Origin of the sequence: Chryseobacterium sp. SIMBA_029 (assembly GCF_046535275.1) — a bacterium.
Lineage (GTDB): Bacteria > Bacteroidota > Bacteroidia > Flavobacteriales > Weeksellaceae > Chryseobacterium.
This window is the reverse complement of sequence record NZ_JAWRXA010000007.1, coordinates 216,569-230,185: the sequence shown is the minus strand read 5'-3', so window position 1 is coordinate 230,185 and position 13,617 is coordinate 216,569. Positions and strand designations below refer to the sequence as shown.

Here is a 13,617-nt window from a genome sequence, read left to right as displayed (position 1 = left end):
ATGTCAACAATTAAAGTAGGTATCAACGGGTTTGGTAGAATTGGACGTCTTGTTTTCAGAGCAATGACTGAAAGAAGCAACATCGAAGTTGTAGGAATCAATGACCTTATCGATGCTACATACATGGCTTACATGTTAAAATATGATTCTGTACACGGAATTTTCCCGGGAGAAGTATCTGTAGAAGGTAATGATCTTGTGGTAAACGGTAAAAGAATCAGAGTAACTGCTGAGAGAGATCCGAACAACCTGAAATGGAACGAGATCGGAGCTGACTATATCGTAGAATCTACAGGTCTTTTCTTATCAAAAGATTCTGCTCAGGCTCACATCAATGCAGGTGCAAAAAAAGTAATCCTTTCTGCTCCATCTAAAGATGATACTCCAATGTTCGTAATGGGTGTAAACCACAAAGAACTTACTGACGATATCAAAATCTTATCAAACGCTTCTTGTACAACTAACTGTTTAGCTCCTTTAGCTAAAGTAATCCACGATAACTTCGGAATCGTAGAAGGTCTAATGACCACAGTACATGCTACAACGGCAACTCAAAAAACAGTTGACGGTCCTTCAATGAAAGACTGGAGAGGTGGTAGAGCAGCATTAAACAATATTATCCCTTCTTCTACAGGTGCTGCTAAAGCGGTAGGAAAAGTAATTCCTTCTCTAAACGGAAAATTAACAGGTATGTCTTTCAGAGTTCCAACGGTAGACGTTTCTGTAGTTGACCTTACCGTAAGATTGGAAAAAGCGGCTTCTTACGAGGAGATCTGTGCTACAATCAAAGCGGCTTCTGAAGGAGAATTAAAAGGAATCTTAGGATACACTGAAGATGCAGTAGTATCTCAGGATTTCGTAGGAGATAAAAGAACTTCTATCTTCGACAAAGACGCTGGTATCATGCTTTCTCCTAACTTTGTAAAGCTTGTTTCTTGGTATGACAACGAAATGGGTTATTCAAACAAGTTAGTAGATATGCTTGTACATTCTGCTTCTTTATAATACGTTATAAGAAACATACTATAAAAAACCTTCCTCATGGGAAGGTTTTTTGTTTTTACTTACAAACAGTAATTGGGAGTTATCTCGATTTTTGGGTTTAACTATATAATAATTAAAATATCTTATATCCAAATCCTACTCCCAGCCAAGGTTTTTTGTTATGATTCCAGATTTCGGCATCTTGTCCAATAGCATAGTCGAAACCAAAAAAAGCCCCTAAATTGATACTATTATAGGAGTAAGTAAATCCTATCGCTATTGATCCTAATCCTTTTGTAAATTCTGAATCATCAAGAATAGGAGAATCTGATAAATCTGTATTGGTTTTATTTAATTTCACTGAAGACGCGCCCAATAAAATTCCGCCAGTCACTTTCCATGTATTCTCTCTTATTCCTACCTCTTTCTGATATAAATAAGCAGTCTTACCTATTGAATATCCTACAAAAAGATTTCCATTAATTCCCGTAGAAAAATCTTCTTTCAGTCCATTTTTCCCTTTGAAACGGTATTTGAATGGAACCGTGATCCCATTTACGGTCCAGCTTCTTGTTTTTAGCCTGATCGTTTCCCGGTTTCTCAATTGATAAAAGTAGACCGTATCTTTATTACAGTTTGACAAAAATGGATTCACAATCAATCTATCTTTTGAAGCAGCAACCATTGCATTTGTAACACCTCCTAACTTTGCATCAACAGTTTTTGGCTTGGTTAAGGTTTTAAAAAAATCATCATTGACATCCAATTCTTTCACTACCTCTATTTCTTTACCCGAAACATTTTCTTTCTGTATCAACTTTATTTTAGTACCTACCACATAGTCTTTAATGAGTTCCTTTTTTTCATTTTCACTCAATTGATCATACTTCATAACCACCTCCTTTTTTAATGTATAATCATAAATAGGATAACTGGGAATGATGTAATGTTTTTTAAATTCTTCCTGTCCAAAAACCATTCCCGCCCATCCCAGCAGAAATAGTACTAATACATTTGTTTTCATGGCTATTAATTTTAAACAAATGTTGGAATTTAATACATGCAGGGAAAGTACCCGTTTGTGTAGTTTTCAGTTTTAAATAATAAGCATAAAAAAGCCTCTCAACACATTGAGAGGCCGTTCGTTTATCATTTTCAAACAACTAACAAGAAAAAGGTAAACTTTATTTATAACATTCATTCATAGATTTGATCTATCTGTTTGAGTCATAGCAAGATTTCGTATTTCATTCCGAAATTTTTCCTACTAAAGAAACGAATCACAGAAAAACATAAACCGTAACATTCATACAGCTTATCACAATTGGGTTTTCCTGGTTATTAGTTTGTACAAATGTTGGAATTTTATCAACATAAAAAAATCCCACTTTAGTGGTATTTTCTAAGATTTTAATTATTTTAGCCTTTAAACTAATTATTCATGGAAAATTCAGAAAAAAAGCACTCTCTCATTGAAGTCTGGGATACCTATCCGGGTGTGAGGAATACGAGCAGAGAAATTCTGAATACCCCATCTATTGAGCGCATCATTGGTGAAATGTTTGCCGTGGGTGAGTTTTACTACTACCTTTTAAATCTTACCAATAGTACCCTTTCCCATCACCATGAAAATATTTTGAAACTCCATGGACTCAAAGAATATCCGAAAAATCTAAAGGAAGTTCTTGATCTTACCCATCCTGACGATATGCCTTTTGTCATAAAGGCTGAACAGACAGTTATTGAAAAAATGGCAGAAATCGGTTTTGAACATCAACTGTATTTAAAATTAAGCTATTGTTTCCGAATGAAAACAGCAAGCGGCAACTATGAAATGTTCCATCATCAGGCCATTCTTACGATGGAAGATGAATCAGGCCAACCTATTCAGGCTATTAACATCCACACGAATATCAACCATATTACAAAAGAAAATCCTTATACGGTTTTGGTTACAGGAATAAGTCCGCGAAATGATTTCCACCAAATAAAATTATGCGAATTTTCTCAGTCAAATAATTTTTTTGAAAACTTAACGAAAAGAGAAACGGAAGTGCTGTCTTTTATTCTAAAAGGGTTTTCGGCATCGGAAATAGCCAAAGCACTCATCTTATCTGAGCATACAGTCCGAAGCCACCGAAAAAATATTCTAAGAAAAACCAGCTCTAAAAACAGTAAAGAACTTTTAAAAAAAGCTTTTGAATGGGGTTTGCTGTAATTTTATCCTAATTATTGAAATATTCTCAGTGCCTGACAAATCTCACCATGAAATTCTGATATAAAACGCGTATTTTTATACATCATGGAAAGATGTATTGTACCACCACGTTTTAAGGATTCACCTCATTTCAAAGATTTTTGGGAAAGCGGCAACGGAAAACAGCTTATTGAATTCTCCGGAGCTGAGATCAGTTTTAAGGAATTTGAAAAATTCTCCCCATATTTTTACTATGTCGATGAAGTAGGTGATGAGGTTGTAAAAGAGGTGTACTTCACTAAAAAATTCCAGGAAGCTTCTAAAGAGATTGAACAGTATATTCAAAATGGTATTTCTGAAAATGATCCTATTCCTGAAAGTGTAAAAAAGCTTTTTGCCCAGACCCAGCACATTCCTGAATGGCTGGATCACAATCTATTAAAAAGCGGCGCAGAACTCTGCATGAGAGGCAATATCGATTCTCTGATCTCCTTACGGGATTACTGCCTGATGGGCGGTTATGATTATGCCTACCTCAACAAACCTTTAATTGTAACAGAAGCCTTAAAAAAAGGAGCGGTAAAACGTCTTTCCGAAACACTTGATTTTTGGGTGAATGCCACAAGGTATAATGCGCTGGAAATTCATGCAAAGGGATATGAATTTGCTATTAAAACACGTCTTATTCATTCTTATGCGAGATTGTCTATTAAAAAGCATTATAAAGATTGGGATACTGAAAACTGGGGTGAACCTATTAATTCATGGGATATGATGGCGACTTACATCGGCTTCAGCCTGGTTTTTCTCCACAGTCTCAAAAAATTAGGCAATACTTTTTCTGAAGATGAAGAAAAAGGACTTTTCCACCTTTGGAAATATGTCGGATATCTGCTGGGAATTCCTGAAAACCTTATGCCTGACAATAAAAAACAGGCTACTGAATATTTTTATTTGTGGACCTCGGTACAGCCATCTTCCGATAAAGATTCAGTTTTACTGGCTCATTCTTTGTTGAATGAATCGTTGGAAAATCCTATCTTGAAATTTCAGTTTCAAAGAAAAAACCTTCGCTATCTGCATATCTGCTGTACCTGGTTTTTGCTGGACGATGAAGTGTGCAAAAGGCTCCAGATTCCGGATGTTCCTAACAAGAATTTATTTCCGGTAACAAAAAAAGTGATCAACAAAATATATGACAATACTGTAAGCCGTGAAGCCAGGATAAAAAAGGGAAACAAAGACCAGTTAAAAGTATTGGAAGACTATTTAAGAGTCACAAAAAACTCGAACTTTCATTAACTATAGCAATTGATCTTCTGGTATTCTGCCAGGAGATTTCTTTTTATATTTTCAGATTATTTACCGATGCCATCAGCTTCGTTCTGAACCTGATCAGCATCTTCAATTTTATTATTTTTTAACGCTTAAAACACCTTTTCGAAAGAAATAATATTAGTTTTTGATGTTTAAATTATGTATTTTTGAGAAATTATTTTAATCGAGATGAGCAATATTGATGATAAGAAAAAAGCACTTGCATTGGTGCTTGACAAGTTAGATAAAACGTACGGAAAAGGGACTGTAATGACATTGGGCGACAATACTGTCGACAATACAATAGAGGTGATTCCTTCCGGTTCTCTGGGCATAGACATTGCATTAGGAGTTGGAGGATACCCAAGAGGAAGAATCATTGAGATCTACGGCCCTGAATCTTCAGGTAAAACAACATTAACGCTTCATGCAATTGCTGAAGCACAAAAAGCTGGCGGTATTGCAGCGTTCATTGATGCGGAGCATGCTTTCGACAGAACCTATGCTGCAAAACTAGGAATTGATCTGGAAAACTTAATTATATCTCAGCCGGACAACGGTGAACAGGCTTTAGAAATTGCGGATAATCTGATCCGTTCAGGAGCGATTGACATTGTCGTTATTGACTCTGTTGCTGCTCTTACTCCAAAAGCCGAGATTGAAGGTGAAATGGGAGATTCAAAAATGGGTCTTCATGCAAGATTGATGTCTCAGGCATTGAGAAAACTAACAGCTACTATTTCAAGAACGAAATGTACTGTAATTTTCATCAACCAGTTAAGAGAAAAAATCGGAGTAATGTTCGGAAACCCTGAAACAACTACCGGTGGTAATGCATTGAAATTCTATGCTTCTGTAAGAATTGATATCAGAAAGGCCAGTGCACCGATTAAAAATGGTGATGAAGCAGTAGGAAGCCGTGTGAAAGTGAAAATTGTGAAAAACAAAGTAGCTCCACCTTTCAAACAAGCTGAATTCGACATTATGTACGGTGAAGGTGTTTCTAAAACAGGTGAAATCCTTGATCAGGCGGTAGACTTAGGAATTGTAAAGAAAAGCGGTTCTTGGTTCAGCTATGAGGAAACTAAATTAGGACAAGGCCGTGATGCGGTAAAAGATGTTCTGAAAGACAATCCTGAACTTTCTGAGGAATTGGAAAACAAAATCAAAGAAGAATTGAAAAATAAAGTGAAATAATTTTTCAATTAGTAATAATGTAAAGGCAGCTTTCGGGCTGTCTTTTTTTGTTGTAAACAGGTAGCGTTTTTGTTTAATGCTTCTTTTTTACGACAGATTGCACGGACTTTCACAGATGATTATGTTTATTTTGAAGATATGATTTATGGGATCTTTATTTAATACTATTGTGATTTTGGCTAAAGTCAGTGGATTTTTTTTTAAGTGGATTGAAACCCGCTCCTATTGATGAATATCTAAAATATCTTTTATCTTTTAATCTAATTCTGTCAATCTGTCACTTTCCTGGACGTGGTATTTTTTTTGTGCAAGATGAGAAAGAACTAAAATCAAAAATCAACATATTATGACTAAAGGAAATATTAACGTATCAGTGGAAAACATTTTCCCACTTATTAAAAAATTTCTTTACAGTGATCACGAAATATTCTTAAGAGAGCTTATTTCCAATGCAACGGATGCTACTCTTAAGTTAAAACACCTAACGAGTATCGGTGAGGTTAAAGTAGAGTACGGAAACCCACAGCTTGAGGTTAAAGTTGATAAAGAGCAGAAAACGCTCCGCATCATTGACCAGGGAATTGGGATGACCGCTGAAGAGGTAGAAAAATACATCAACCAGGTTGCTTTTTCCGGAGCTGAAGAATTTCTTGAAAAGTATAAAGACACAGCAAAAGATTCAGGAATTATCGGCCATTTCGGTCTTGGATTCTATTCTGCATTTATGGTGGCAGAAAAAGTGGAAATCCTTACAAAATCTTATAAAGACGAGCCGGCAGTACGCTGGATCTGCGACGGAAGTCCTGAGTTTACGCTTGAAGAAACAACTGATAAGACAGATCGTGGAACTGAAATCATTCTTCATATTGCTGAAGATTCCACAGAATTCCTTGAGGAGTCTAAAATCCGCGAATTATTATTAAAATATAATAAATTCATGCCTGTTCCCATTAAATTCGGAACTAAAACCCAAACGCTTCCTGTACCGGAAGACGCTCCTGAAGGTACGGTTGCAGAAACTGAAGAAGTAGACAACATTATCAATAATCCAACTCCGGCATGGACAACGGCACCGAGTGATCTTACTGACCAGGATTATCTGAAGTTCTACCATGAGCTGTATCCGATGCAGTTTGAAGAGCCTTTATTCCACATTCACCTGAATGTTGACTATCCGTTCAACCTGACCGGGATTTTATTTTTTCCGAAGTTGAGCAATAATTTAAATATTGATAAAGATAAAATCCAGTTATACCAGAATCAGGTGTATGTAACGGATGAGGTGAAAGGTATCGTACCGGATTTCCTAATGCTTCTGAGAGGAGTTATTGATTCTCCGGATATTCCTTTAAATGTTTCCCGTTCTTATCTTCAGGCTGACGGTGCAGTGAAGAAGATTTCTTCTTATATCACGAAGAAAGTAGCTGATAAAATGTCTTCATTGATCAATGAAAACCGTGAAGATTACGAGAAAAAATGGAACGATATCAAAATCGTTATCGAATATGGAATTGTTTCTGAAGAAAAATTCTACGAAAAAGCTGATAAATTCACCTTGTACCCTACCGTTGACGGAAAGTATTTCTTATGGAATGAACTGACTGAGAAGATCAAACCTTCACAAACGGATAAAGACGGTAATTTAGTGATTCTTTATGCTACTAATGCTGACGAACAGCACAGCTATATCCAATCTGCGAAAGATAAAGGGTATGAAGTTATTTTATTAGACTCTCCTATCGCTTCGCATATCATCCAAAAACTTGAAACGTCTAAAGAAAAAGTTTCATTTGCAAGAGTGGATGCTGACCACATCAACAATCTGATCAAGAAAGATGAGCCGGTTATTTCCAAATTAAATGAGGCCGACAAGGAATCATTAAAAAAGAATGTTGAAGAGGCAGTAAGCGATGCTAAATTCACCGTACAGCTTGAAGATCTGGACAGCAATGATGCACCGTTCACGATTACACAGCCGGAATTTATGAGAAGAATGAAAGACATGCAGGCTACAGGTGGTGGCGGAGGAATGTTCGGAATGGGAGGATTCCCTGAGATGTACAATCTGATCATCAACTCCAACAGCGAATTTGCCAATCAGATCTTAAAGACCGAAAATACGGAGGAAAAGGTAAGTTTAATACAGCACGCCTTAGATCTGGCGAAACTTTCCCAAAACTTATTGAAAGGGAAAGATCTTACTGACTTTATCCAGAGAAGCTATAAGCAACTCGAAAAATAAAATTATCAAAAACGGCATAGTGTATCATCTATGCCGTTTTTATGATCTATTATCCTGAATATGATTACATTTGTGAAAAACGTAATCCATGTTCGAAATATCTCTTGGAATGCTTCCCATTCTACTCTTGTTCAGCTTGGGGATTGCTTTGTTCCATACATTCATTTTATCGGGAATTTTTAATGTACGGTTAAAGCCCATCTGGATTATGTTTCTTGTAGATCCCGCTATTTTAGGGATTGCATTTCTGTTTTTCCAAAAAGAATCAGGATTTATTTTCATTGGATTATTTCTCTCTGTTTTTGTGATGGGCATTATAGGAATTATAAAACAGGGAATTCAATCTACCATTGAATCATTCAGGGATCAGCGAAAAAAGAAAACCCCTGTCTGGAAAATTGTTGGGGGCGCATTGTTAGCCCTTTTCGCTTACCTTGCTTTTTTCTATTTGGGAATCTATTCCTTCTTTCTTATCTTTTCCGTGATTATTTTAAGCGCTATTCTTCCCAATACTACCAATCGTTTTTATTTTTATCAAAGAGTCCTTCCCACTTCCACGATCCAAAGTGTGGCTATGGGTCTTGCTGAAATTTCAGGGAAAGCAAAAGCCATTCAGCCGGTAACTTCTCCCGACACTGATACCGTATGTGTAGGATATATTTATACGGTTGATGAAATCAGTACTTCCACCGATGACGATGGAAGAACGTCCACTTCTTATCATGAGATCTCAAGAAAAACAAATCTTAACCATTTTTATATTGAAGATGAAACCGGAAAAATAGAAATCGTTCCCGACAAGCTGCAATGGATTAGCTTTTCACCTACCCACTCAAGGGAAGACGGCTCGAGACGGTATCAGGAATTTATCCTTGATGAAAAAACAGATTTCCTTTTAATTGGACAGGCTTTTTACGAAGGCTCTACGTCTATTTTTCGCTTTGATGAAGGGAAAAAAGTATTTGGCATTGCTCCTTTAGATATGGTAAATTTTGCGAATAAATGGAGGCCTTTAAAATTGAGAGCGTTAACAACATTAGCCTGTATCGCAGTATTGTCCGCTATAATTCTTTTTACCCCGATTACCATACATGGAAATACAATGGTGATTGAGCAGCGCAACTGGAAAGAAATTCTGAAATCCAATCCTTTTGAAGGCATTTTTAACCGTTAATATACTTCTGAATATATGATTCCCCTTTTACTTATCATTATCGTTGCTGTCGGCCTGATAACATTTTTAATCAATACCTACAACCGTCTGGTGATGCTGAAAAATAATTCTCAAAAAGCTTTTGCCAATATCGATGTGGTTTTGAAACAGCGAGCCGACGAGGTTCCCAATTTGGTAAGGACAGTAAAGGCAACCGCACTGAATGAGAATACAATTTTAAAAGAGCTCGTATCGCTCCGGTCTCAATATCTCAGCACCAAAGAAAACAACGAAAAAATAAAGATTGCTGATAGCATTGACGGCAGGTTAAAATCTTTTATGATCACCGCAGAAAGTTATCCTGAAATAAAAGCCAGCCAGTCATTTCTCGAACTTCAGAAAAAACTGAGTGAACTGGAGGATATTATTGCAGACCGACGGGAATATTTCAACGATTCTATCAATCTATACAACACAGGAATTGAAGTTTTTCCGGATTTTATCTTTGCTAAAATGATGAATTACCGAAAAATGGAAATGCTGCAATTTTCTGATGCTGAAAAACAATATAACACCACCACCTTATAATTATGGAAATAGACTTAGGTATTTTAGGCAGTTTCATTAATTCTAATTCTGAGAAGTTTTTCGGAAGCCTGGCCATTGGTTTCCCTGTTCTTACTATCGGACTGCTTGCGTTCTACAGTGTTTTCAGGAAAGTATTTTTTATCAAAAAAATACTTCAGTTTATTATTCTCACCTTTGGTTTGTCCGTGATTGTATTCATTCCTTTTGTTTTCTTCTCGGCATTTATAGATTTTGAAAAGCTAAAACTGGCATTGATTTATTTCTCCATTTTGGTTTGTGTAACGGGTTTTACCTTATTCAATACAGAAGAATCCATAAATTTCATAAAAGATCTTCCGAAATTAAAAGACAAACAAAAACGTTAAAAACAGAAACATGGGAAAATTTATTTTATTAACACCTCTCGTTTTTACCTTGTTTATCCTCTTTATGAATTACAGGAGGAAATCCCAGCATGATGAGACGGTTTCACTCGCTTCTTTTATTTTTCCGGGAATTGTAGTCTATGCGGTTTCGAGTTTATTTTTCGGATTGGTGGCTATGATATCTTCCCCTGTGATTTCCTTTTTATTTGATACAAAATATCAAGCGCGGGTCACAGAACATAAGATGATGCCTGCAAGTGACGGTGAAAGTACATATACCGCAGTCGTTGAATTTAAAAACGATAAAAATCAGCAGATTAAAAAAAACCTGAATTACAGTAGCAGTGAACCTGTTGAAGTTGGAGAAATTATAAAAATCGGCTACAAAGACGGAGATGAAACGGTGACTAATTTAAGTTTCGAAACCCAAAAACTGATTATTTTTGCAGTTACTCTTTTTCTTTTTGTATTGGGCCTTGCCATGGCATGGATCTTATTATATTCTTTAGGAAAGGATTATTCTATTGTGTTTCGGATAGGTATGGGTTTCGTCGTCTATCTGGTCTTTCCGGCCGCAATGCTGTTTTTCATCGGAGTGATGTCCTGGGTGATCTGGGAATATTTTCAAGGAAAAAGAAATGACATGCCAATCTGGGCATTGCGAATCTGCAGTCTTTTTGTAACGCTCCTTATTCCGGCTTTCTTAGGATATATGAAAATGCTTTTTTCTAAAGAAAAACGGATCATCAAATCCTCTAAAAAAATTTCGAAATTCAAAAAAACAGATTTCAGGTAATTATTTAACGTGAGTTTGTAAAAGGAATTAAGAGTACGAAGTTGGAAGAGAGAGAGACTGGAAGCTATTACAGAATCGCTAATTTCTAACATCCCATATCAAACCATTACTAAAAAATAATACAATAGTTCTCTAGTAGTACCTGAGTGTATCATTAACTTCCTTCTTCACGCTTCTTTACTTTTATTACATCGTATTTGAACTCAGGCTATTTAATGTAAAGGTCCTGGTGTATATTTTTTGAATTTTTATTGTACAAGTGTTGTACACATTGCAGTTTTTTTCCATTTTTGTATAAAATACGGATATGCAAAAAGAAAAATTACGTTTATTAAGAAAGAGAAAGGGATATACACAGCAGCAGATCGCTGATATTATCGCGACTGACGTATCCAATTACAGCAGAAAAGAAAGCGGAGATGTAAGGATTATCCATGACGAATGGGAAAAAATCGCACGTTTTTTAGATGTTTCGATGGAAGAAATTTATGAAGATGAAGAAGCTAAGGTGATCGTTAACAATGACCATCCAGTGTATAATGATAATGCTTCTGGAGGAAATATTAATCATCAATTCAATAGCATTCCAGGTTCTATTATTGAAAATCTTCAAGGATATATTGCTTTATTGAAAGAAGAAAATGAGAGATTGAAAGAGGAATTGAAAAGTCCGATCAGAAAAAAATAAATTTTTGATGGTTAACATCGGATTTAAAAACTTTATAAGTTTAGCAAACTTCAAACCTATGAAGTTTAATATATAAAAAAGATTCCAGCGGCTTCGCCGCTGGAATCCTTTTTATTTAACTTTTTCTACTATGCAGACAAAATCTGCTTAATGTGTATGATCTGCGATATTTGTGGTTGCAGAAATTTAAACCACAAAAGCAATGTAACACTTTTTACCATCTCAAATTAACTTATGAAATCTTAGAGTTTTATCTTATTGTAAAGATATCATCCGGATTAAATTTCTTCCAACGGGTTCCAAAATAATTTTTTAAAGTCTTTTATTCTCAAATTTTCTACTGTAATTCCCTCCGCTTCCAGTCTTGGCTGAAATTCAGGAACGGATAATACTCCTGAAGCTGATATCACCCGATGGGCAGGAACATCTTCAGGACAGCCTCCCATTGCTTTTCCTACGTGACGTGAATGGTTGGGATAACCTACCGCTTTTGCTATAGCTCCATAGCTTGAGACCCGGCCTTTCGGGATCAGCTTTGTAATTTCATATACCTGTTGTTTGAATATTTCGTTCATATAAGTTTATATTTTACATTTATAATGATTTTGCATCATTTTTGGAGTATAATTATTTCAATGATGTTACACATTATCCTATAAAGTTATGAAAAAATCATTTTTCAGGATGTTGAACAGCGTTAATAAAATGCTGCTTCCTAAATTAAGCAATAAAGATCCGAATACACTTACCAAGATTCAAAAGGGAATTCTTGCCTACCGGTATTTCGTTCTGGTACAATCTCTCGACTAATATTGCGTGAGGGATATGGAGGGTGCGAACGAAGCGAGCAGTATCCTGTGACGGACTGAGTATTGGCAGGATACCGAAACGAAGTGGAGCCCGGAGCAGCCCGACCCTGGCGAAGGATATGCTATGGAAAGGGGCACGCCCCAATGATCTGTTTTCTCTCGCAGATTGAGCTGATAAAGCAGATTCTGCAATCAATGCGAATAAAAAAACGCTCCAACAGGTTGAAGCGTTTTTTTATTTCAAGCGGTAAACATCAATATATTGAGGCTTACCAAGTTGTATCAATTAAGAATTCTCTAAAATGTAAGAGAACATTAATGGCGCACAGATGGTAGCATCACTTTCAACGATGAATTTCGGTGTAGTGATATCCAGTTTACCCCATGTAATTTTTTCGTTTGGAACTGCTCCTGAATAAGAACCGTAAGATGTTGTAGAATCTGAGATCTGACAGAAGTAAGACCAGAAAGGAATGTCATGCATTTCCATATCCTGATACAACATCGGCACTACACAGATTGGGAAATCTCCTGCAATACCTCCACCGATCTGAAAGAACCCAACTCCTTTACCTCCTGAATTTTTTGTATACCAGTCAGCCAGATACATCATATATTCAATCCCTGATTTCATCGTAGAAGCCTGAAGCTCTCCTTTGATACAGTATGAAGAAAAGATATTACCCATCGTAGAATCTTCCCATCCCGGAACTACAATTGGAAGGTTTTTCTCTGCTGCAGCAATCATCCAAGAGTTTTCTCTAGGAATTTCATAGTACTGCTCAAGAACTCCTGAAAGGATCATTTTGTACATATATTCATGCGGGAAATATCTTTCTCCCTTCGCTTCTGCATCTTTCCAGATTTCCACGATATGTTTCTGAAGTCTTCTGAAAGCTTCCTCTTCAGGAATACAGGTATCCGTTACTCTGTTTAATCCTCTTTCCAACAAATCCCACTCCTGCTGAGGCGTAAGATCTCTGTAATCAGGAACTCTCTCGTAGTGAGAATGTGCCACAAGGTTCATTAAATCTTCTTCAAGGTTGGCTCCTGTACAAGAGATAAAATCTACTTTACCCTGACGGATCATTTCAGCAAGGATCTTCCCTAATTCAGCAGTAGACATCGCTCCTGCCAGCGTGATCATCATTTTCCCTCCGTCTTTAAGATGGGCAACATATCCTTTAGATGCATCCACCAAAGCCGCTGCATTGAAGTGCAGATAATATTTTTCTATAAATTCAGTAATCGGTTTGCTCATTATTTTGATTTTTGCAAAGA

At 36.4% G+C, this 13,617-nt stretch carries 14 protein-coding genes; 11 read left to right on the top strand and 3 right to left on the bottom strand.

The genetic code is table 11. The annotated features are described in order from the left end of the window. Complete coding sequence (gene gap, locus SB679_RS14720) at positions 1–1,005, top strand: type I glyceraldehyde-3-phosphate dehydrogenase (RefSeq protein ID WP_410703042.1); 1,005 nt, start codon at positions 1–3, stop codon at positions 1,003–1,005. A 112-nt stretch (positions 1,006–1,117) separates the two neighbouring features. Here the strand turns inward: gap and SB679_RS14715 are convergent, their stop codons facing one another. After that, complete coding sequence (locus SB679_RS14715) at positions 1,118–2,008, bottom strand: hypothetical protein (RefSeq protein ID WP_410703041.1); 891 nt, start codon at positions 2,006–2,008, stop codon at positions 1,118–1,120. A 417-nt stretch (positions 2,009–2,425) separates the two neighbouring features. Between SB679_RS14715 and SB679_RS14710 the strand changes: the two genes are divergently transcribed. The 9 genes from SB679_RS14710 to SB679_RS14670 all read left to right on the top strand — a co-directional run bounded on the left by SB679_RS14710 (position 2,426) and on the right by SB679_RS14670 (position 11,527). Next, a complete protein-coding gene (locus SB679_RS14710) occupies positions 2,426–3,202 on the top strand; it encodes a LuxR C-terminal-related transcriptional regulator (protein WP_410703040.1) in 777 nt (258 codons plus the stop codon). Positions 3,203–3,286: 84 nt separating this feature from the next. Then, the gene (locus SB679_RS14705; protein WP_410703039.1) at positions 3,287–4,483 is read left to right on the top strand and encodes an oxygenase MpaB family protein; all 1,197 of its coding nucleotides are present in this window, start codon (positions 3,287–3,289) and stop codon (positions 4,481–4,483) included. Positions 4,484–4,687: 204 nt separating this feature from the next. Next, positions 4,688–5,695, top strand: coding sequence for a recombinase RecA (gene recA / locus SB679_RS14700; RefSeq protein WP_034715093.1), 1,008 nt, complete (start codon positions 4,688–4,690; stop codon positions 5,693–5,695). A 346-nt stretch (positions 5,696–6,041) separates the two neighbouring features. Continuing rightward, entirely contained in the window at positions 6,042–7,937 is a 1,896-nt protein-coding gene (gene htpG, locus SB679_RS14695) for a molecular chaperone HtpG (RefSeq protein ID WP_410703038.1), read from the top strand. Positions 7,938–8,025: 88 nt separating this feature from the next. Next, entirely contained in the window at positions 8,026–9,111 is a 1,086-nt protein-coding gene (locus SB679_RS14690; protein WP_410703037.1) for a hypothetical protein, read from the top strand. Between the two features lie 15 nt (positions 9,112–9,126). Beyond that, on the top strand, positions 9,127–9,678 hold the full coding sequence (locus SB679_RS14685; protein ID WP_410703036.1) for a LemA family protein: 552 nt from the start codon (positions 9,127–9,129) through the stop codon (positions 9,676–9,678). 2 nt (positions 9,679–9,680) lie between these two features. Continuing rightward, positions 9,681–10,043: a hypothetical protein gene (locus SB679_RS14680; protein WP_410703035.1), complete on the top strand. Its 363-nt coding sequence runs from the start codon at positions 9,681–9,683 to the stop codon at positions 10,041–10,043. A 10-nt stretch (positions 10,044–10,053) separates the two neighbouring features. Continuing rightward, positions 10,054–10,839 (top strand): hypothetical protein, encoded by a 786-nt coding sequence (locus SB679_RS14675; protein WP_410703034.1) that lies wholly within the window; start codon positions 10,054–10,056, stop codon positions 10,837–10,839. Between the two features lie 307 nt (positions 10,840–11,146). After that, on the top strand, positions 11,147–11,527 hold the full coding sequence (locus SB679_RS14670) for a helix-turn-helix transcriptional regulator (protein ID WP_410703033.1): 381 nt from the start codon (positions 11,147–11,149) through the stop codon (positions 11,525–11,527). A 278-nt stretch (positions 11,528–11,805) separates the two neighbouring features. Here the strand turns inward: SB679_RS14670 and SB679_RS14665 are convergent, their stop codons facing one another. Further along, a complete protein-coding gene (locus SB679_RS14665; protein WP_410703032.1) occupies positions 11,806–12,102 on the bottom strand; it encodes an MGMT family protein in 297 nt (98 codons plus the stop codon). Between the two features lie 88 nt (positions 12,103–12,190). Between SB679_RS14665 and SB679_RS14660 the strand changes: the two genes are divergently transcribed. Beyond that, complete coding sequence (locus SB679_RS14660) at positions 12,191–12,337, top strand: hypothetical protein (RefSeq protein WP_410703031.1); 147 nt, start codon at positions 12,191–12,193, stop codon at positions 12,335–12,337. Positions 12,338–12,622: 285 nt separating this feature from the next. Here the strand turns inward: SB679_RS14660 and SB679_RS14655 are convergent, their stop codons facing one another. Further along, a complete protein-coding gene (locus SB679_RS14655; RefSeq protein ID WP_034715114.1) occupies positions 12,623–13,597 on the bottom strand; it encodes a deoxyhypusine synthase family protein in 975 nt (324 codons plus the stop codon). Positions 13,598–13,617: the final 20 nt, after the last annotated feature.